This is a genomic window from Telluria sp. BA11 (genome assembly GCF_056680305.1).
In genome coordinates, this window is record NZ_CM155275.1 from 882,571 (window position 1) to 901,632 (window position 19,062).

General features: G+C 62.6%; 19 protein-coding genes and 1 tRNA gene. 3 read left to right on the top strand and 17 right to left on the bottom strand.

Annotation, left to right across the window (positions count from 1 at the left end; translation table 11 throughout):
• Window positions 1-27: 27 nt before the first annotated feature.
• The 17 genes from nuoI to AC1MGT_RS03900 form a co-directional block, all read right to left on the bottom strand.
• Window positions 28-516, bottom strand: a complete 489-nt coding sequence (gene nuoI / locus AC1MGT_RS03820; protein WP_183557692.1) for an NADH-quinone oxidoreductase subunit NuoI — start codon at window positions 514-516, stop codon at window positions 28-30.
• A 10-nt stretch (window positions 517-526) separates the two neighbouring features.
• Window positions 527-1,618 (bottom strand): NADH-quinone oxidoreductase subunit NuoH, encoded by a 1,092-nt coding sequence (gene nuoH / locus AC1MGT_RS03825; RefSeq protein WP_499503079.1) that lies wholly within the window; start codon window positions 1,616-1,618, stop codon window positions 527-529.
• A complete protein-coding gene (gene nuoG / locus AC1MGT_RS03830) occupies window positions 1,618-3,960 on the bottom strand; it encodes an NADH-quinone oxidoreductase subunit NuoG (RefSeq protein WP_499503080.1) in 2,343 nt (780 codons plus the stop codon). The genes nuoH and nuoG overlap by 1 nt, the downstream gene beginning before the upstream one ends.
• Before the next feature lie 21 nt (window positions 3,961-3,981).
• The gene (nuoF, locus tag AC1MGT_RS03835; protein WP_258834890.1) at window positions 3,982-5,277 is read right to left on the bottom strand and encodes an NADH-quinone oxidoreductase subunit NuoF; all 1,296 of its coding nucleotides are present in this window, start codon (window positions 5,275-5,277) and stop codon (window positions 3,982-3,984) included.
• Window positions 5,274-5,750 carry an NADH-quinone oxidoreductase subunit NuoE gene (nuoE, locus tag AC1MGT_RS03840; RefSeq protein ID WP_258834891.1) on the bottom strand — a complete coding sequence of 159 codons (477 nt, stop codon included), beginning with the start codon at window positions 5,748-5,750 and terminating at the stop codon, window positions 5,274-5,276. Before nuoE ends, nuoF begins: the two co-directional genes overlap by 4 nt.
• Window positions 5,751-5,770: 20 nt before the next feature.
• On the bottom strand, window positions 5,771-7,024 hold the full coding sequence (locus AC1MGT_RS03845) for an NADH-quinone oxidoreductase subunit D (protein ID WP_183557677.1): 1,254 nt from the start codon (window positions 7,022-7,024) through the stop codon (window positions 5,771-5,773).
• On the bottom strand, window positions 7,024-7,617 hold the full coding sequence (locus tag AC1MGT_RS03850; protein ID WP_499503081.1) for an NADH-quinone oxidoreductase subunit C: 594 nt from the start codon (window positions 7,615-7,617) through the stop codon (window positions 7,024-7,026). Before AC1MGT_RS03850 ends, AC1MGT_RS03845 begins: the two co-directional genes overlap by 1 nt.
• An 18-nt stretch (window positions 7,618-7,635) precedes the next feature.
• Entirely contained in the window at window positions 7,636-8,112 is a 477-nt protein-coding gene (locus AC1MGT_RS03855; protein WP_147933132.1) for a NuoB/complex I 20 kDa subunit family protein, read from the bottom strand.
• A 3-nt stretch (window positions 8,113-8,115) separates the two neighbouring features.
• Complete coding sequence (locus tag AC1MGT_RS03860) at window positions 8,116-8,475, bottom strand: NADH-quinone oxidoreductase subunit A (protein WP_183557670.1); 360 nt, start codon at window positions 8,473-8,475, stop codon at window positions 8,116-8,118.
• 172 nt (window positions 8,476-8,647) lie between these two features.
• A tRNA-Leu gene (locus AC1MGT_RS03865) sits at window positions 8,648-8,732 on the bottom strand.
• Between the two features lie 301 nt (window positions 8,733-9,033).
• On the bottom strand, window positions 9,034-9,477 hold the full coding sequence (gene secG / locus AC1MGT_RS03870; RefSeq protein ID WP_332531042.1) for a preprotein translocase subunit SecG: 444 nt from the start codon (window positions 9,475-9,477) through the stop codon (window positions 9,034-9,036).
• Window positions 9,478-9,563: 86 nt separating this feature from the next.
• Window positions 9,564-10,325, bottom strand: coding sequence for a triose-phosphate isomerase (gene tpiA / locus AC1MGT_RS03875; protein WP_499503082.1), 762 nt, complete (start codon window positions 10,323-10,325; stop codon window positions 9,564-9,566).
• Between the two features lie 147 nt (window positions 10,326-10,472).
• Entirely contained in the window at window positions 10,473-11,459 is a 987-nt protein-coding gene (locus AC1MGT_RS03880) for an NAD(P)H-quinone oxidoreductase (protein ID WP_499503083.1), read from the bottom strand.
• Window positions 11,460-11,552: 93 nt separating this feature from the next.
• Window positions 11,553-12,521: an MYG1 family protein gene (locus AC1MGT_RS03885; protein ID WP_499503084.1), complete on the bottom strand. Its 969-nt coding sequence runs from the start codon at window positions 12,519-12,521 to the stop codon at window positions 11,553-11,555.
• 94 nt (window positions 12,522-12,615) lie between these two features.
• Entirely contained in the window at window positions 12,616-13,119 is a 504-nt protein-coding gene (locus tag AC1MGT_RS03890) for an Rv1443c family protein (RefSeq protein ID WP_332531038.1), read from the bottom strand.
• 116 nt (window positions 13,120-13,235) lie between these two features.
• A complete protein-coding gene (locus AC1MGT_RS03895) occupies window positions 13,236-13,859 on the bottom strand; it encodes a tetratricopeptide repeat protein (protein WP_332531037.1) in 624 nt (207 codons plus the stop codon).
• 74 nt (window positions 13,860-13,933) lie between these two features.
• A complete protein-coding gene (locus tag AC1MGT_RS03900; protein ID WP_499454816.1) occupies window positions 13,934-14,710 on the bottom strand; it encodes a GIN domain-containing protein in 777 nt (258 codons plus the stop codon).
• Window positions 14,711-15,015: 305 nt separating this feature from the next.
• On the opposite strand from AC1MGT_RS03900, the gene AC1MGT_RS03905 reads away from it, so the two are divergent.
• From AC1MGT_RS03905 to AC1MGT_RS03915, 3 genes are all read left to right on the top strand, one after another.
• Window positions 15,016-16,422, top strand: a complete 1,407-nt coding sequence (locus AC1MGT_RS03905; RefSeq protein WP_499503085.1) for a M16 family metallopeptidase — start codon at window positions 15,016-15,018, stop codon at window positions 16,420-16,422.
• Window positions 16,423-16,432: 10 nt separating this feature from the next.
• Window positions 16,433-17,839 (top strand): M16 family metallopeptidase, encoded by a 1,407-nt coding sequence (locus AC1MGT_RS03910; RefSeq protein ID WP_499503086.1) that lies wholly within the window; start codon window positions 16,433-16,435, stop codon window positions 17,837-17,839.
• Between the two features lie 144 nt (window positions 17,840-17,983).
• Window positions 17,984-18,952, top strand: coding sequence for an IS1595 family transposase (locus tag AC1MGT_RS03915; RefSeq protein ID WP_499503087.1), 969 nt, complete (start codon window positions 17,984-17,986; stop codon window positions 18,950-18,952).
• The last annotated feature ends 110 nt before the right edge of the window (window positions 18,953-19,062 follow it).

Consider the following 19,062-nt stretch of genomic DNA (forward strand, 5'->3'; position numbering starts at 1 on the left):
AACCCAGGAGCCTCTTGTAATTAACACTTAGCGGAACTTGGCGTCCGCCTCGCGGGCAGCGGCAATCTCGGTTTCGTAGCGGTCACCCACGGCCAGCAGCATCTCTTTGGTGTAATAGAGGTCGCCGCGTTTTTCGCCGTGGTATTCCAGCACGTGCGTTTCGACGATCGAATCCACCGGGCACGATTCTTCGCAGAAGCCGCAGAAGATGCACTTGGTCAGGTCGATGTCGTAGCGCGAGGTGCGGCGGGTGCCGTCTTCGCGCTGTGTCGACTCGATCGTGATCGCCATGGCCGGGCAGACTGCTTCGCACAGTTTGCAGGCGATGCAGCGCTCTTCCCCGTTGGGGTAGCGACGCAGCGCATGCAGACCGCGGAAGCGGTTCGACATCGGGGTCTTTTCTTCCGGGTACTGGACCGTGATCGAGCGCGACAGAGCGTAGCGGCCGGTCAGGGCCAGGCCCTTGATCAACTCGGTCAGCATCAGGCTGCCGAGGATTTCTTTCATACGTGACATGTGCGTCCCCTTACTTCCAAATATTCCACGACGTCTGCATCCAGGCGGCGATGAACACCAGCCAGATCAGCGTGATCGGAATGAACACTTTCCAGCCCAGACGCATGATCTGGTCGTAACGGTAACGTGGGAACGTACCGCGCACCCAGATGAAGAACGTGACCAGGCAGAACGTTTTCAGGAACAGCCAGAAGAAGCCGATGAAGCCGCCCAGGGTGCCGCCCACTTCGAGGAAGCTGAATGGTGCCGACCAGCCGCCGAGGAAGAACAGCGATGCCAGGCAGGCGATCAGGATCATGTTGCCGTACTCGGCCAGCATGAACATCGCGTACGACATGCCCGAATATTCGACCATGTGACCGGCAACGATCTCGGATTCACCTTCGATCACGTCGAACGGGTGACGGCCGCACTCGGCCAGGCCCGAAATCAGGTAGATGATGAACAGCGGGAACAGCGGCAGCCAGTTCCACGACAGGAAGTTCACACCCATGCCGGCGAACATGCCAGTCTGTTGCGCGAAGACGATGTCCGACAGGTTCAGGCTGCCCGTCACCATCAGCACGACCACCAGCACGAAGCCCATCGGGATTTCGTACGAGATCATCTGGGCCGATGCGCGCATGGCGCCCATGAACGAGTACTTCGAGTTCGACGCCCAGCCGGCGATGATGATGCCGTAGACCTCGACCGAGGTAATTGCCATCAGCAGCAGCACGCCGGCGTTCACGTTGGCCAGTGCAAACTGCGGACCGAACGGAATGACCGACCAGGCAGCCAGTGCCGGCATGATCGTCATGACCGGACCGATCACGAACAGGCTCTTGCTGGCCTTGGCCGGGATCACAATCTCTTTGATCAGGAGTTTCAGGCCGTCGGCCATCGGCTGCAGCAGGCCGCCAGGACCGACACGGTTCGGGCCGACGCGGATCTGGATCCAGCCGATGAACTTGCGTTCCCACAGCGTGGCGTAGGCAATCGCGATCATCAAAGGTGCCAGCACCGCGATGATCTTGATCAGGGTCCAGGCAATCGGCCAGACCGGGCCGAGCAGGTCTGCACCGCCGGCGTTGAATGAATCAATGTAACCGGGCGCGGCCATTACTTGCTCTCCCCTGCTTTTGCAACTTGGATGGAACCGAACATGGCGCCCAGGCCTGCCACGGCCGGATGGCCGGCGGCGACCCGCACTGCGTTCGATGGCAGCGTGGCGTCGACATCGGCCACCAGCACGGCCGAACCACTGCCTTGCGTGACGGTGACGCTGTCGCCGGCCTTGACGCCGATCGATTCAGCCACCGCTTTCGACAGCGTGACCAGCGGCGCGTTCGCGTCGGCGGTACGCTGCAGCGGCTCGGCGCGGCGTGCCAGCGCATCGGTGAAGTACACCGGCACGTCAGTCACGCGCTCGAGCTGGCCCGCTGGCGCGTAGGCGCCAACGGTCGGTGCCAGCGTGGCTTTGTTGTTCAGCTTGCCCGACAGGTCGGTGACACCCTTGCCGAACAGCTCATCGCGGATCGATTCGGACGTGTCGTAGTCGAAGCCTTGCAGGCCCAGCAGGTTACCCAGCACGCGCAGCACTTTCCAGGCAGGACGGGTGTCGCCCAGCGGACGCACGGTGCCGTTGAAGCTTTGTGCGCGGCCTTCGCAGTTGACGAACGTGCCCGAGGTTTCCGAGAACGGTGCGATCGGCAGCAGCACGTCGGCGTAGTCCAGGCCATGCTTGAAGGCCGACATGACGACGACCATCTCGGCAGCAGCCAGCGCAGCCGTGGCTTGCTGCGGGTTCGCGGCGTCCAATTGCGGCTCGGCGTTCAGCAGCACGTAGGCTTTTTTCGGCGTGGCGAACGGTGCTTCGTTCTTGCCCGACGTGGCGCCCACAAGGTGGCCGCCGATCGTGTTGGCCGATTCGACCAGGTAACCGAACGAGCAACCGGTCTGCTCGGCGATCCACTGCGCGGCGGCGTGAATTTTCGAGGCTTGCGGATGTTGCGCAGCAGCGTTGCCCAGCAGGATTGCGCCTGGCAGTTCAACGTCGCCGACGACGACCAGCGAGGCGGCGATGGCTTTTGCGATGTCCGATGCTTCGATCTGTTCGAAACCGGCTGGCGCCGCGATGCCCTTGTCGGCAGCGATGGCAACGACGATTTCCGACAGCGCGACGAGCCAGTCGCTCGGTGCAGCGATCAGTTTGTGCGCGACCTTCATCAAGAGTTCGTCGTCCGCGCCGGCAACCAGCGACAGGCGCAGGCCCGACTTGGTGGCGGCGCGCAGACGCGTCGTGACCAGCGGGTGATCCTTGCGCAGGAACGAACCGATGACCAGCGCGCGCTTGAGCGTGCTCAGCTGGGCGATCGGCATGCCGAGCCATGGCGTGACCTGGCCGTCGAGCGAAAAATCGCTCTGGCGCAGGCGGAACTCGACGTTGTCCGAACCCATGCCACGTATGGCCTTGTTCAGCAGGTGCAGTTCTTCAACGGTCGAGTGCGCAGTCGCGACAGCAGCGATCGCATCGGCGCCGTGCTCGTGACGGATATTGCGCAGGCCGTGGGCGACGTATTCGAGGGCGGTCTGCCACTCGGCTTCCTGCCACATGCCGCCCTGCTTGATCATCGGCTTGGTCAGGCGGTCGGTGTTGTTCAGCGCTTCGTACGAGAAACGCTCTTTGTCCGACAGCCAGCACTCGTTGACCGCTTCGTTTTCGAGCGGCAGCACGCGCATGACGCGGCCACCCTTGACCTGGACGATCAGGTTCGCGCCCAGCGAATCGTGCGGCGAGACCGACTTGCGGCGCTGCAGTTCCCATGGACGGGCCGAATAACGGAATGGCTTGCTGGTGAGCGCGCCGACCGGGCACAGGTCGATCATGTTGCCCGAGACTTCCGAGTCGACGGTCTTGCCGACAAACGTCGTGATCTCGGAATGCTCGCCGCGGCCCAGCATGCCGAATTCCATGACGCCGGCCACTTCCTGGCCGAAACGCACGCAACGGGTGCACTGGATGCAACGCGACATCTCTTCCATCGAGATCAAAGGGCCCGCTTCTTTCGGGGCCACCACGCGCTTTTCTTCTTCGTAGCGCGAACCGCTCTTGCCATAGCCCACGGCCAGATCCTGCAACTGGCATTCGCCGCCCTGATCGCAGATCGGGCAGTCGAGCGGGTGGTTGATGAGCAAAAATTCCATCACCGACTTCTGTGCCTGCACGGCCTTGTCGCTGTGGCTGCGCACGATCATGCCCGGCGAGACCGGAGTCGCGCACGCTGGCAAAGGCTTCGGCGCCTTTTCCACTTCGACGAGGCACATGCGGCAGTTCGCAGCGATCGACAATTTCTTGTGATAGCAGAAGTGCGGAATGTACGTTCCGAGCTTGTTTGCGGCGTCCATCACCATCGAACCCGGTGGGACTTCAACTTTCTTGCCGTCTAATTCAATTTCAACCATGGGATCGTTACCTGACCTGGTTTAAAGGTATGAGGGCACGAGGCAGTGCTTGTGCTCAATGTGATATTCAAATTCTTCGCGGAAGTGCTTGATCATGGCCTGCACTGGCATCGCGGCCGCATCGCCGAGCGCGCAAATCGTGCGGCCCTTGATGTTGTCAGCGATGTTGTTCAGCAGATCCATGTCGTCCGGTCGGCCCTGGCCATGCTCGATGCGGTGAACCATGCGGTACATCCAGCCCGTGCCTTCACGGCATGGCGTGCACTGGCCGCACGATTCTTCGTAATAGAAGTACGACAGGCGCAGCAGAGACTTGACCATGCAGCGCGTCTCGTCCATCACGATCACGGCGCCCGAACCCAGCATCGAGCCGGCCTTGGCGATCGAATCGTAGTCGAGATCGGTTTGCATCATCTGCTCGCCCGGCACGACTGGCGCCGACGAACCGCCCGGAATCACGGCCTTGATCTTCTTGCCACCGCGCATGCCACCCGCCAGTTCCATCAGGGTCGCAAATGGCGTACCCAGCGGAACTTCGTAGTTGCCTGGCCGCTCGACGTCACCCGAGATCGAGAAGATCTTGGTGCCGCCGTTGTTCGGCTTGCCCAGCGCCATGTAGTTCTCGGCGCCGATGTTCAGGATGAACGGGACCGCAGCGAAGGTCTCGGTGTTGTTGATCGTCGTTGGCTTGCCGTACAGGCCGAACGAGGCCGGGAACGGCGGCTTGAAGCGCGGCTGGCCCTTCTTGCCTTCGAGCGACTCGAGCAGCGCGGTTTCTTCGCCGCAGATGTAGGCGCCGTAACCGTGGTGCGCGTGCAGCTGGAACGAGAACGTGCTGCCCAGGATGTTGTCGCCCAAAAAGCCCGCGGCGCGCGCTTCTTCCAGCGCTTCTTCAAAGCGCAGGTAGTCTTCGAAGATCTCGCCGTGGATATAGTTGTAACCCACGGTGATGCCCATCGCGTAGGCGCCGATGGCCATGCCTTCGATCAGCGCATGCGGGTTGTAGCGAATGATGTCGCGGTCTTTGAACGTGCCCGGCTCGCCTTCGTCGGTATTGCAGACGAGGTATTTCTGGCCCGGGAACTGGCGCGGCATGAAGCTCCACTTCAGGCCGGTCGGGAAACCGGCGCCGCCGCGGCCGCGCAGGCCCGACGCCTTCATGTCGGCGATGATCTGCTCGGGCGTGATCTTTTCTTCGATGATGCGGCGCAGCGCCGAGTAGCCGCCACGGTTGACGTAGTCGGACAGGTGCCAGTTGGTGCCGTTCAGATCCTTCAGGATCAGCGGCTTGATGTGACGATCGTGCAGGCTGGTCATTTGTTCAGTTCCTCAAGCAGGGCGTCGATCTTGGCGTCGCTCATGAACGAACACATGCGGTGGTTGTTCACCAGCATGACGGGTGCGTCGCCGCAGGCGCCCATGCACTCGCCTTCCATCAGCGTGAACTTGCCGTCCGCCGTGGTGTCACGGAAGTCGATGTTCAGGGCGTCCTTGATGCGCTGGGCCGCGCGTTCGCCGCCCGACAAGGCGCATGGCAGGTTGGTGCACACGGTGATCTTGTGCTGGCCAACCGGCTTGACGTTGAACATATTGTAGAAAGTCGCCACCTCTTGCACGGCAATGGCCGGCATCTCGATGTAGTCGGCGATTTCCTGCATCGTCTCTGGCGACAGCCAGCCCAGTTCGACCTGGGCGTGGGCGAGCGAGGCCATCACGGCCGACTGGCGTTGATCGGCTGGGTACTTGGCCAGCTCCCGATCGATTTTTTGATAGCACTGCGGGGATAACATATTCTTCTCTGCCTTTCGGACTAGCGATCAATACTGCCGAACACGATGTCTTGCGTACCGATGATGGCGACGGCATCAGCGATCATGTGTCCGCGTGCCATTTCGTCGAGGCTCTGCAGGTGGACATAGTCCGGCGTGCGGATTTTCAGGCGGTATGGCTTGTTGGCGCCGTCGGAGACGATATAGATGCCGAACTCGCCCTTCGGATGCTCGACCGCAGCGTACGCCTCGCCCTCTGGGACGTGGAAGCCTTCGGTGAACAGCTTGAAGTGGTGAATCAGCGATTCCATATTGGACTTCATGTCCATCCGGTTCGGCGGCGCAATCTTGTTATTGTCGATCATGACCGGGCCCGGATTCGCGCGCAGCCAGGTGATGCATTGCTTGATGATGCGGTTCGACTGGCGCATCTCTTCCACGCGCACCAGGTAGCGGTCGTACGAGTCGCCGTTGGTGCCGACTGGAATGTCGAACTCGACCTTGTCGTACGCTGCATACGGCTGCGTCTTGCGCAGGTCCCAGGCGATGCCCGAACCGCGCAGCATGGCGCCGGTGAAGCCCATGGCTTTCGCATCTTCCGGCGTCACGACACCGATGCCGACCGTACGCTGCTTCCAGATACGGTTATCGGTCAGCAGGGTTTCGTATTCGTCGACGTAACCATCGAAGCGCTTCGTGAACGCATCGAGGAAGTCGAGCACGGAGCCCTGGCGGTGTTCGTTCAGTGCGTCGATTGCCTTGGCGCTGCGGATCGGCGAAGCCTTGTGCTGTGGCATCGTGTCCGGCAGGTCGCGGTACACGCCGCCCGGGCGGTAGTAGGCCGCGTGCATGCGCGCGCCGGATACCGCTTCGTAGACGTCGAACAGGTCTTCGCGGTCGCGGAAGCAGTACAGGAACGGGCCCATGGCGCCGATGTCCAGCGCGTGCGCGCCCAGCCACATCAGGTGGTTCAGGATGCGGGTGACTTCGTCGAACATCGTGCGGATGTACTGGGCGCGGATCGGCGCCTGGATGCCGAGCAGCTTTTCGATCGCCAGCACGTAGCCGTGTTCGTTGCACATCATCGACACGTAGTCGAGACGGTCCATGTACGGCACCGACTGCAGGTAGGTGCGGGTTTCGGCCAGCTTCTCGGTGCCGCGGTGCAGCAGGCCGATGTGCGGGTCGGCGCGCTGGATCACCTCGCCGTCGAGCTCGAGCACGAGGCGCAGCACGCCGTGCGCTGCCGGGTGCTGCGGACCAAAGTTCAGGGTGTAGTTCTTAAGCTCAGCCATTATTTCGTCCCGTAAGTCTCTTCGCGAATCACGCGGGGAATGTTCTCGCGCGGTTCGATCGTGACGGGTTGATAGATCACGCGTTTCTGCTCGGGGTCGTAGCGCATCTCGACATAGCCCGAGATCGGGAAGTCCTTGCGGAACGGGTGACCGATGAAACCGTAGTCAGTCAGGATGCGGCGCAGGTCGCCGTGGCCATCGAACAGGATGCCGAACAGGTCGAACGCTTCGCGCTCGAACCAGTTGGCGGCGCGCCAGATCGGCGTGATCGATTCGACCAGCGGCATGTCGTCGTCCGGGCAGAACACCCGCACGCGCACGCGCCAGTTGTGGGTCAGCGACAGCAGGTGCACGACGACCGCAAAGCGCGGTCCTTCGTAAGTGCCTTCGCCATATTCCGAATAGTCGACGCCGCACAGGTCGATCATCTGCTCGAACGCCAGCGCAGGGGTATCGCGCAGGGCCGTCATCGAGCGGATGTAGTCGGCGGCCTTGACCACCACCGTGACTTCACCCAGCGCCGCCGAGATCACGGCGCCCTCGCCCAATGCAGTCTGCAGGGCGAGTTGAAGGGTTTCGAGTTTTGTCGTCATGGAGTACGCCGTCCGTTTTTAGCGCGCGATGGTATTGGTGCGCTTGATCTTGTTCTGGAGCTGCATGATGCCGTACAGCAGAGCTTCGGCGGTCGGTGGACAGCCTGGCACGTAGACATCGACCGGCACGATGCGATCGCAGCCACGGACGACCGAATACGAATAATGGTAGTAGCCGCCACCGTTGGCGCAGGAGCCCATCGAGATGACCCAGCGCGGCTCGGCCATCTGGTCATAGACCTTGCGCAGTGCCGGCGCCATCTTGTTGCACAGCGTGCCGGCAACGATCATGACGTCGGACTGGCGTGGCGACGGGCGGAACACGATACCGAAACGGTCCATGTCGTAGCGGGCCGCGCCCACGTGCATCATCTCGACCGCGCAGCAGGCCAGACCGAACGTCATCGGGAACATCGACCCGGTACGTGCCCAGTTGACCAGCTTGTCGGCTGTGGTGGTGATGAAACCTTCGTTTAGTACGCCTTCAATAGCCATGGCTTATTCCCAATCAAGGGCACCTTTCTTCCAGATGTACCAGAAGCCCACGACGAATTCGGCGATGAACACCATCATCGTGATGAAACCGGTGAACCCCAGTTCGCGCATCGAGACGCCCCATGGGAAGAAGAATGCCGTTTCAAGATCAAACAAAATAAACAGGATCGCGACCAGGTAGTACCGGACGTCGAACTTCATGCGCGCGTCTTCGAAGGCTTCGAAGCCGCATTCATACGGAGACAGTTTGGCATCGTCGGGTTTGTGCGGCCCGAGCAGGCGACCAAGCACCTGAGGGGCGACACCGACACCGATGCCAACCAGGATAAAGAGAAGAACGGGGAGATAACTTTCGAGGTTCACGATGAAGCCTTCTGAACGATCGGTTAATGGAACGCTGCAGAGATGCAGCACCGAATCGTGCGAACCTGGCTTCGAGCCTGCCGCCAGGATCGTACGACAGATCCTCGTAAAAAAGCCAGCTCAGGCATGAGGTAAAAACTCGTGCGCCCTTGCTGGCTTTCTTTCTAAATTTTGGTGCCGACGGCGAGACTCGAACTCGCACAGCTTGCGCCACTACCCCCTCAAGATAGCGTGTCTACCAATTTCACCACGTCGGCTGGAGAACAGTATTTTAACCTGCTTTAGCACTATCTTTCAATGCTCAAATTGCGCAATCACAAAGATATTTGCCAATTATTTGAATCATATCGCCGAACAATCTATTGGACGCTCTTTTACTGACATGAGCATGACAAAGTTCGTTGCGACACGACCGTCAATATTGCGAGGCTGCACAGACCGGTTGTTCAACCCTGTCACGCGCCGCAGTATTCTACGCCTAAAAACGACAATGCGCCCGATAAAAAGGCGCATTGTTCTGGAACAGCATTGGCGCGCATGGCGCCGGGACTGCGTGGCTTAGTTCGTGGCTGGTGCCGGGGCTGCCGGGGCTGGCGCCGGGGTTGCCGGAACAGCCGGGACACCCGCTGCCGGCGCTGCCGGAACGGCGCTGCCCGCTGGCAGCGTCGGAACGTCGGCTGGCGCCGTCTGCACCGGGGCCGTGACGGGGATGCCGGCTGCAGGCGCCTGGGCACGGCCCATCACGCCGGCGTTGTCGCCGCCGCTGCGGTCGTTGCCGATGTAGGCCAGCGTCAGCGTGGTGCCGAAGAACACCGCGGCAGCCACTGCCGTTGCCTTGGACAGGAAGTTCGACGATCCGGATGCACCGAACAGGCTGCCAGAGGCGCCGGAGCCGAAGGCCGCACCCATATCAGCGCCCTTGCCATGCTGCATCAGGACCAGGCCAATAATGGACAGGGCCGAGATAACCTGCACGACGATAATAAGATTAGACCAGATCATTGCAATTCCATTCCAAGGTTTAACAGCGTTTCAAATTTTTTGTAATTCCAAAATCTTCGCAAAACTATATGCGCGAGATTATGTCGTTATGCGGCGCGCAGAATGGCGAGGAAATCGGCCGCTTTCAGTGCCGCCCCGCCGATCAGGCCGCCATCGATATCCGGTTGCGCCAGCAGCTCGCGTGCATTCTCCGGCTTCATGCTGCCGCCGTAAAGGATTTGTACGGTTTCCGCGGCATCAACGTTGCACTTGCGCACTAACGCGCGCATGTCGGCGTGGACTTGCTGCGCCATCTCGGGCGTGGCCGTCTTGCCGGTACCGATTGCCCACACCGGCTCGTAGGCGAGCACCAGGCGTGCGACATCTTCAAAGCCCACCAGTTCCAGCACCGCGTGCAGCTGGCCACCGACAACGTCGTTGGTCTCGCCCGCTTCGCGCTGCTCCAGTGTTTCGCCGATGCAGACGATCGGGGTCAGGCCGGCGTCCAGCGCTGCTTTCGCCTTGCGCGCGACCAGCTCGTTCGACTCGCCGTGGTAGCCGCGGCGCTCGGAATGGCCGACGATCACGTAACGACAGCCGAAATCCTGCAGCATCGAGACGCACACTTCGCCCGTGAAGGCGCCGCACGGCTCGGTCGCGACATCCTGCGCGCCCCAGGCCACGCTGCTACCGGCCAACAATTGCTCGCACTGGAACAGGTACGGCGCGGGGACGCACACCGCGCACGACGCCTGCGTGCCAGCGCCAGCATCAGCGTCGAGACCAGCGAGAATGCCTTGCAGCAGCTCGGCATTGACTGCCCGGCTGCCGTTCATTTTCCAGTTACCTACTACGAGTGTGGGACGCATACTACCCCATGTCAAATAACCCGCTATTCTAGCGGTCGATATTGTGGCGGTCAAACAATGGCTGGGAGCGCCAATCTGCCTGAAACCGCCCGTGGATGCGCCGCGCAGAGCTTGTCGTCCCCGCCGGCGCGCCTGTTGTTTTTATGGTCAGTCGGCCAGCACTTGCAGGACGATCTTGCCCACGTGGGTGCTCGATTCCATCATCGTGTGCGCTGCGGCGGCTTCTTCGAGCGGAAACACGTGGTGAATCACCGGCTTGATCTTTTTCTGCGCAAACAGCGGCCAGACCTGCTCGCGCAACTGGCGCGCAATGGCCGCCTTGAAGGCAACCGGACGCGGACGCAGCGTCGAACCGGTGATCGTCAGGCGGCGGCGCAGCACGTGGTTCATGTCCAGATTGGCCTGTGCGCCACCCAGCAGCGCGATGACGACCAGGCGACCATCGTCGGCCAGGCACTCGATCTCTCGCGCCACGTAGTCGCCCGCGACCATATCCAGAATCACATCGACACCACGGCCGTCCGTGAGTTCCTTGACCACGGCGACAAAATCTTCATCGCGGTAATTGATGCCCCGCTCCGCGCCGAGCGCCTCGACGGCGCGGCATTTGTCCTCGCTGCCGGCCGTGATGAACACGCGGTGACCCAGTGCGCTGGCGACCTGGGTGGCGGTCACGCCGATGCCCGAGCTGCCGCCCTGCACCAGCAGGCTCTCGCCTTCGCTCAGGCGCGCGCGGTCAAAGACATTGCTCCAGACCGTGAAATAGGTTTCCGGCAAGGTCGCCGCTTCCAGTGGGGTCAACCCTTCTGGTACCGGCAGGCATTGCTCGAGCGGCGCGGCGCAGTATTCGGCGTAACCACCGCCCTGCACCAGAGCGCAGACGAGGTCGCCCTTGGCAAAACCGCTGTCACCCAGGTCGCCGTCGACGATCTCGCCGGCTACTTCGAGGCCCGGCAGGTCGGAGGCGCCCGGCGGCACCGGGTATTTTCCCAGGCGCTGGAACACGTCGGGGCGGTTGATACCGGCAGCATGGACCTTGATCAGGACTTCGCCGGTTTTCAGGACCGGCAATGGCCGTTCACACAGTTGCAAGACGTCGGGCTGGCCCGGTTTGGTGATCTCGATGGCGCGCATGGAAAGCTCCCGCATTAGCAAAACCGCAATTGTACGGGAGTCGGCGGCGGCTTGCCGACGGCCGGGCGATCGTACGCGCCGCGAGTGAAGCGTCTACGAATAGGTCGTGACCGTCACGCCCTGCTCGACCGCATCGAGCGCCTGGCGCGCCATGATGCGAATGCCGTCGTAGCTGCGCGCGGCGGCAATAAAGCGCCCCGTGTGGCAGAACACGGCGTCCGGCACGCCCGTCACGGCGGCCAGGTCCGCTTCGCGCAGGCCTGCCCAAGTTTCAGGCAGGTCGGCGCGTGCATCGAAGCTTTCGGTGTCGACCGACACCGTGTGCAGGATGTAGCGGTTTTCAGTCAGGCTGTGGCTGATGACGAACAGGATCTTCGGCATTTCCTTGCGCACGATGCTGCTCCACGGCAGCGCCGCGTTCTTCAGGAACAGCAGCTTGCCGCCCTCGAGCACCTCGGCCTGGCGCACTTGCGTGACGGCCAGCATGGCGCCCACGCGGTAACGCACGGCATTGCCCATGATATCGGTGAGGAACTCCACGGCGCGCATGAACTGGCCCATGCGGTATACGTCGACCGCTTCGCCATAGCCCAGGCGCTGCTCGTCGAGCCAGCCCGGATTGAAGCCCGAGACCACAGCCGACAAGCCATAGCTGCCCGGCGCGTTCTTAGCCACGCCGACGTCCGACAGATCGAGGTATTGGACGATATCGACGTCGATCGCGTACGCGATCTGCTGCGCGGTATCGTCGGATAATGTCTCGCCTGTGTGCCGCAACGCGAGCGCAGCGACGCAGCGCGCGCCGTGGTCACGCCAGACGAGGCCGGCGCTGGCATACGGCACGCCGGACGGCCGGGTGGCATTGAATTCCTTCTGGTGGTGGTCGAACCGGCCGGTGGCCGGGTCCCAGACCCCGCCAACGTCGATCGCAAAGTCGGCGGCATCGATCCGGGCCTGCTCGCGGGTGCGAATCACGTCGGCATCGGGGAACAACACCTTCAGGACGGCGACGGCCCACGCATCGTCTGCGTGAAATTTGCCGCCGTGAGTGGCAATCAACATACAAGCTCCAAATTGCTGCAACGCCGCGATGCAATCGGGCGCGCGAATGAGTCAAAGCCGAAGCCTACCATGCGGGGACGCATCTCAGCCTGTCTCAGCGTGCTCTGCCGGCTGCGCCACGGGCTGCGACAGTAGCTCCACGGACACCCAGCGCCTGCGCCAGCTTCTTGTGACGGTGCGCGAAAAACAGCTTGACGAGGTAGCGCACGACCGGCGTGGCCAGGCGTGGCGTGAACGCCAGATGGTCGGTGACCTGGGCGCCCCGGCCATCGGCCGACGGCGTGATCACACGTTCATGGCGCCAGGAACGCATCGACAGCAGGTCGGATTCTTCGACGAAGCGATGGCCGGGTTCCATCTCGGTAAAGCGCAGCTTGGACATGTCGATGGGAAACAGACCGAACAGCAAAAACTGGCAGCGGCCCAGGACCGTGTTGAGCGCGGTATCGGGGCCAATATGCGTCATTGCCTTGGGAAAGACGACCTTGAGCAACGGGCGCATTTCGGTGCGCACGCCTTCGAGCGATGTCGACCAGGCCCAGGCTTCGCCGGTCGAGACCGGTACGTGGGTCGTCATCGTCAGTGTTACCTTGGCCATCGGGGACTCCTTGACAGTGTGTTCACACCATCATGGCTTGCCCTGCACCCCGGTTCGGTTCGCCAACCCGCATAACGGGACGATTGCCAGGCGATTACGCATGCCGCCCTGACGCGTCACGCGTCGCCGCCCGTTTTCGACGTCGTCGGCAGCGGCGTGCCCGGTTTCCAGGTACGCGACAGCGCCTGCGCTTCTTCGATCTGTTCCTGCGTCATACGTTTGGCGATGGCAGCGCGCTGGTCGACGGCGTTGCGGTTGCCGCCGGCCGCGGCCAGGTTATAGAGCATGTACGCCAGCACGACATCCTGCGGCACGCCGGCCACGTGGTAGCGGTACATCAGCCCGAGGGCGTTCTGCGCCTCGGCATGCCCCTGCTCGGCGGCCTTGCGGAACCAGGTCACGGCGTGCTTCTGGTCTTGCGGCACCGAATTGCCCGTGTAATACATGGCGCCGACGACGTACTGCGCATCGGCCTTGCCCTGGAGCGCGGCCTTCTGATGCCAGGCGAATGCCTGCTTGTAGTCGCGCGCCACGCCCCGCCCCATGTAGTACATGAGCCCCAGCAGATGCTGCGCTTCGGCGTGGCCGGCCTTGGCCAGCGGCGTGACTTCCTTCAGCGCAAGCGCATAGTTGCGGGCGTTGTAGGCACTGGCGCCTTCGGGAAAACCGGCGTGGGCGCTGCCGTGCAGGCCGAACTGCAGGCACAGCGCCAGGAGAACTGCAAAGAATGGTGTCTTCATGGTTCGCACACAGAATCCAGGTCGTTGCCGATGCCGCCGGGGTATCCCCGGCCAGCGTGGTTGTCGCGTGTCCGTCATTTCCAGTTGACCTTGCCCAGCCCGTCGAGCGCTACCTTGCGGTTGACCGGCTTGCCCAGTACCGTCACCGATCCCATGCCCGACAGCGATACATTGATGCTCTGGCGCACATTCACGGTGGCATTACCCAGCCCCGACAGATCGAGCGCGACCGAGTCGACGCTGCAGCCCTGCGCATCGAGCCCGCCCAGGCCGCCCAGCTCGGCCTTCAGGCGTTTGCTGCGGCCGGTCAGTGTCACGAAGCCGGCGCCGCCCAGGTTCAGGTCGATGCCCTCGCTGTCGATGCCATTGATCTTGAGGTTGCCCACGCCGCCCAGGTTAGCGGTGATAAAACGATAATTCGATGATGATACCGACATTGACCCGGCGCCATCGAGATTGATGTCCAGTGACTGGCCGGCAAACCCGCTGACCGTGGTGGCGCCGATACTTTCGGACGAAACGGCGCGCAGGTTTGGCAGCACGAGTTCGGCCTGGATGCCCGATGAACGCCCGAAGTTGAAGCCCCCGCGGCGGCCTTCGGTCTCGATATTGAGCGTGTCACCGCGCTGCGTGGTCGTGGTGCGCGACAGCAGGCGCGCATCGCCTGTCAGCACCAGCGTGGCCGTCGCACCCTGGCGGATGACCAGATCCCCGACCCCTTCGAGCGTCACGCGCACGACTTGCGCATCGACGGGCCGCGTCTCGCTGGCCGTGTCCGGCGCGGCGCGCACGAGGCCGGCCGTGGCGCCCAACAACGCCGCCACGGCGCCCAGCTTGAAAAGATGATTCATCGAGGTTCTCCAGTGTGTTGCGGCCCGGGCCAATGCCGAGACTTGTCATGATGAAACTATAGCCGGAAAGTCAAGCGCAGCCGCCGCCCATGCGATGAACTGCAAAAAACGGCGCCCGAGCTGCGCGGCGGTGGCGGTTTGCCTCAGAACGATGGGGGCCCATGCGGCACGCATCCCCCCAGATTATCCTGCGCTGCAACAACAAAAACATTCTTTTAAAGCATGCCATTGCGCTAAGATGTTTCGCCGGTGGCGCACCCCGCCCCGGTCACATTCATTTCATTGCGATCCATTTCGAGGTCCCCATGCGCATGCGCCACTACCCCGCCCTGCTGGCCGGGTTCACCCTGTCGATGTCGGCATTTGCCGCACCGGCCGACGGGTGGACCTTGCCGGTCACCATGAAAAAACTCGACAACGGCCTGACCGTGATCGTGTCGGAAGACCGCACCTCGCCCACCGTCGGCGTCTCGGTCGTCTACCACGTCGGCATGCGCCTCGAGCCGAAGAACCGCACCGGCTTTGCGCACCTGTTCGAACACCTGATGTTCCAGGGCACGCCGAATGCACCAAAGGGCGTCTTCGACACGACGATCACGGGCGGCGGCGGCTGGAACAACGGCTCGACCCGCCCCGACTTCACCAACTACATCGAGACCGTGCCAAGCTCGGCGCTCGAGCCCATCCTGTGGCTGGAAGCGGACCGCATGAAGACGCTCGACTTCAGCGCAACCACGCTGAAGAACCAGCAGGACGTCGTCAAGGAAGAAATCCGCGTCAACGTGAAGAACCAGCCGTATGGCGGCTTCATGTGGATCGACATCAGCCAGCACGCTTTCCAGAAATGGGAAAACAACCACGACGGCTACGGCAGCTTCGAAGACCTGGAAAACGCCAGCCTGGACGACGTGCGCGCGTTCCACCGCGATTACTATGGCCCGAACAACGCAGTGCTGGCCATTGCCGGCGACATCACGCCGCAGCAGGGCTTCGCGCTGGCCCAGAAATACTTCGGCGCCATTCCCGCGCGGCCGGTACCGAAAGGAACCGATTTCAGCGAGCCCCTCAACACGGCCGAAAAACGCCTGCAGCAAAGCGATGCGCTGGCCCAGGTGCCGGCGATCGCGGCAGCCTGGAAGGTGCCGGAACGCGGCAGCCGCGACCAGGCGCCGGTCGCCGTGCTGGCCGAACTGCTGGGTGGCGGCGATGCGTCGCTGTTCTACCAGGGCCTGGTCAAGGGCCGCGAAATCGCGCTGAACGTCGACATCCTGTTTGGCCTGACCAGCCCATGGGAATACAACGGCCCTACCCTGATGACCGTGCATGCGCTGTACAAGCCCGACAGCAGCGCGGATGCCATCCTCAAGGCCATGGATGAAGAGATCGCCAAGGTGGCAAAAGACGGCGTCGACGACGCCACGCTCAAGCGCGTCAAGACGCGCATGCTGGCCGACTGGAACAACAAGCTGGAAAGCTTCGTCAACCGCGCCGACACGATGGCCAAGCTGCAGGTACTGTGGGGCGACGCCAATGTCGTCAACAAGATTCCGGGCTGGATCGATGGCGTGACCTCGAGCGACATCCAGCGCGTCGTCAAGACCTATCTCGTGCCAACCAACCGCACCGTCATCGACCGCAAACCGGCTGCGATGATCGAGGCCGCAAAGACCGCCGCCACCGCCACCACTGCGCCTGCTGGCGCGAACAAATAAGGAGCGCATCATGAACAAATTGATGCTCGCGCTTGCCGTTTCGCTGGCGTTCGCGCCGCCACTGCATGCACAAACCAAGGCGCCAAACGGCATGCCTGCCTATGGCCAGGAAAAATCGATTCCCGCACCGAAGATCGCCAAGCAGACGCTGGCCAACGGCTTGACCGTCTGGGTCGTGCCGCGCCAGGGCTTGCCCCGCGTGGACTTCGTGCTGGCGCTGCGCGGCGCCGGCTTCGCTGCCGACGCCCCGGCCCAGGGCGGCTTCGCGGCGATGCTCGCCGGGATGCTCAACGAAGGCACGGCCAAGCGCGATTCGCGCGCGATTGCCGAAGCGGCGCAAGGCATGGGCGGTGAAGTGGCCGCCAGTCCGGCTTCCGACGGCATCATCCTGTCGGCCAACGCCGTCGCCTCGCAGGCGGGCGGCATGCTGGATTTGATGGCCGAGATCGCGCGCCAGCCATCGTTCCCCGAGAACGAAGTGGCGCTGGCGAAAGCCAATGCGCTGCAGGCGCTGCGCGTGGCCGAAACCCAGCCGGGTTTCCGCGCCGAGCGTGCGATCAAGAAAGCCGTCTACCTCGATCACCCTTACAGCCGCACCGATCCGACGGTCGAGTCGATCAATGCCGTGAATGCCGCGCTGCTGCGCACCGAACACGCGAAACGCTTCCGTCCGGACCGCGCGCTGCTGGTCATCACCGGCCGCATTACCGAGGCCGAAGCAATGAAGCTGGCGCAAGCTGCGTTTGGCGACTGGAAGGCCAGCGGCGCCGCATTGCCGGACACGCCGGCCGTCGCCACGAACGTGAAGCCAGCGCGCATCCTGCTCAAGCGCGACGGCAGCGTGCAGTCGACACTGCGCGTGGGCAGCCCCGGCATCGCGGCCAGCGCCGCCGACCAGATCCCGCTGCGCCTGACCAGCACCATCATCGGCGGCGGCTTCTCGAGCCGGATCAACACCAATCTGCGCGAAGAAAAAGGCTACACCTATGGCGCCTCGGCCGGGGCGCGCATGAGCCGCGCGGGTGGCATGATGGTCGGCGGCGCCGACGTGCGCAACGAGGTGACGGGCGCAGCGCTGGCCGAATACTTCAAGGAGTACAAGCGCCTGGGAAGCGAGCTGGTCACGACAGCCGAGATGGACATGAACAAGCGCTACGTCGCAGGCGGCTACCTGCTGAATAATCAGTTGCAGCGCTCGGTGGCCAACACGCTGGCCGCGAACTGGCTGGTGGGCTTGCCGCCCGAGTTCCTGGGCGACTACGTGCCGCTGATCCGCAAGGTCACGCCGCAGCAGGTGCGCACGGTGGCACAGAAATATTTCGCGCCCGAGAACCAGTCGATCGTGATCGTTGGCGACCCTTCCAAGCTCGATGCGCAGCTGGCGCCGTATGGCGAGTTTACGGTGCAAGACAAGTAACCCGACCAGCGCAGTCACCATGCATGCCCCGTGTCACTCACGGGGCATTTTTTTTTGGGGCGCAGTCAACGTTAAATAGAGGCGAGCTTTGAACTGATGAGCAGCCCGGTGGTCCAACCCCTGTCCCCAAGCCAGGAGTCGATCATGAAAGCGCCACGTTTCAAGAGCTGGTTCGCCAGGCTGCCATCGCTGAATCAGCCGCAGCGCCGGCAAGTGCTCGACGCCTTGCATCCTGTGGCCGGCCTCGCCCAGGTGGTAGCACTGATCGCCCAGGCCAGAGCGCCTGGCCGTTGCTGTCCCAGCTGCGGCAACGGGCGCTGCCACCGGCATGGCTTCGCCAACGATCTGCAGCGCTTTCGCTGTTGTGCTTGCGGCCGCACATTCAACGACCTGAGCGGCACACCGCTGGCACGGCTCAGGCTCAAGGCCAGGTGGCTCGCGTATTCCCAGGTGCTGCTCGATTCACTGTCCGTGCGCAAGGGCGCAGATCGGGTTGGCGTGCACCGCAATACCGCCTTCCGGTGGCGCCACCGCTTCCTTGATTGGGTCAAGTTCGACCGGCCTGCATCCCTGAATGGCATCGTCGAGGCTGACGAGACGTTCCTGCTCGAATCACAAAAAGGGTCGCGCACGCTTGATCGCCCGCCACGCCGGCGCGGCGGGCACGCCACCCAGCGTGGCATTTCAACGCAGCTCGACTGCATCCTGGTGACGCGCGACCGCAACGGTCGCACGGTCGATGCCGTCACCGGCCGCGGCGCACTGACCGCGGCCCAACTCGAGCGCGATCTGCTCCCCAGGCTCGATCCCCAAGCGCTGCTGGTCAGCGACAGCCATGCCGCGTATCGCGCCTTTGCACGCAAGCACCAAATTGCGCACGAGGCGGTCAACCTGCGCGCCGGGGTCAGGGTCCGGCATTCGGGCAGCCGCGCCATCCACGTACAGAACGTGAATGCCTATCACCAGCGCTTCAAGGACTGGCTGTTGGGTTTTCGTGGTGTTGCGTCACGTTACCTGCCCAATTATCTGGGTTGGCGCTGGGCACTGGACGGCGGGCGAGTTAGTTCCGCAGAACAATTACTAAGCATCGCAATCGGCGTCATCAACAGATAACGTTGAATGCGCCCTTTTTTCTCGTCTCGATCTTTATTGATCGACAAGTATGCAAATGGAATAGTCGTGCATATTTAGCATGATGAAACGCCATGAGCCAGCGCCACAAT

What these genes read in the sequence shown, in the direction of transcription:
- nuoI (WP_183557692.1), bottom strand. Translation starts at nt 516, where the DNA reads ATGTCACGTATGAAAGAAATCCTCGGCAGCCTGATGCTGACCGAGTTG.
- nuoH (WP_499503079.1), bottom strand. Translation starts at nt 1,618, where the DNA reads ATGGCCGCGCCCGGTTACATTGATTCATTCAACGCCGGCGGTGCAGAC.
- nuoG (WP_499503080.1), bottom strand. Translation starts at nt 3,960, where the DNA reads ATGGTTGAAATTGAATTAGACGGCAAGAAAGTTGAAGTCCCACCGGGT.
- nuoF (WP_258834890.1), bottom strand. Translation starts at nt 5,277, where the DNA reads ATGACCAGCCTGCACGATCGTCACATCAAGCCGCTGATCCTGAAGGAT.
- nuoE (WP_258834891.1), bottom strand. Translation starts at nt 5,750, where the DNA reads ATGTTATCCCCGCAGTGCTATCAAAAAATCGATCGGGAGCTGGCCAAG.
- AC1MGT_RS03845 (WP_183557677.1), bottom strand. Translation starts at nt 7,024, where the DNA reads ATGGCTGAGCTTAAGAACTACACCCTGAACTTTGGTCCGCAGCACCCG.
- AC1MGT_RS03850 (WP_499503081.1), bottom strand. Translation starts at nt 7,617, where the DNA reads ATGACGACAAAACTCGAAACCCTTCAACTCGCCCTGCAGACTGCATTG.
- AC1MGT_RS03855 (WP_147933132.1), bottom strand. Translation starts at nt 8,112, where the DNA reads ATGGCTATTGAAGGCGTACTAAACGAAGGTTTCATCACCACCACAGCC.
- secG (WP_332531042.1), bottom strand. Translation starts at nt 9,477, where the DNA reads ATGATCTGGTCTAATCTTATTATCGTCGTGCAGGTTATCTCGGCCCTG.
- tpiA (WP_499503082.1), bottom strand. Translation starts at nt 10,325, where the DNA reads ATGCGTCCCACACTCGTAGTAGGTAACTGGAAAATGAACGGCAGCCGG.
- AC1MGT_RS03880 (WP_499503083.1), bottom strand. Translation starts at nt 11,459, where the DNA reads ATGCGCGCCATCGAGATCACCAAACCGGGCCAGCCCGACGTCTTGCAA.
- AC1MGT_RS03885 (WP_499503084.1), bottom strand. Translation starts at nt 12,521, where the DNA reads ATGTTGATTGCCACTCACGGCGGCAAATTTCACGCAGACGATGCGTGG.
- AC1MGT_RS03890 (WP_332531038.1), bottom strand. Translation starts at nt 13,119, where the DNA reads ATGGCCAAGGTAACACTGACGATGACGACCCACGTACCGGTCTCGACC.
- AC1MGT_RS03895 (WP_332531037.1), bottom strand. Translation starts at nt 13,859, where the DNA reads ATGAAGACACCATTCTTTGCAGTTCTCCTGGCGCTGTGCCTGCAGTTC.
- AC1MGT_RS03900 (WP_499454816.1), bottom strand. Translation starts at nt 14,710, where the DNA reads ATGAATCATCTTTTCAAGCTGGGCGCCGTGGCGGCGTTGTTGGGCGCC.
- AC1MGT_RS03905 (WP_499503085.1), top strand. Translation starts at nt 15,016, where the DNA reads ATGCGCATGCGCCACTACCCCGCCCTGCTGGCCGGGTTCACCCTGTCG.
- AC1MGT_RS03910 (WP_499503086.1), top strand. Translation starts at nt 16,433, where the DNA reads ATGAACAAATTGATGCTCGCGCTTGCCGTTTCGCTGGCGTTCGCGCCG.
- AC1MGT_RS03915 (WP_499503087.1), top strand. Translation starts at nt 17,984, where the DNA reads ATGAAAGCGCCACGTTTCAAGAGCTGGTTCGCCAGGCTGCCATCGCTG.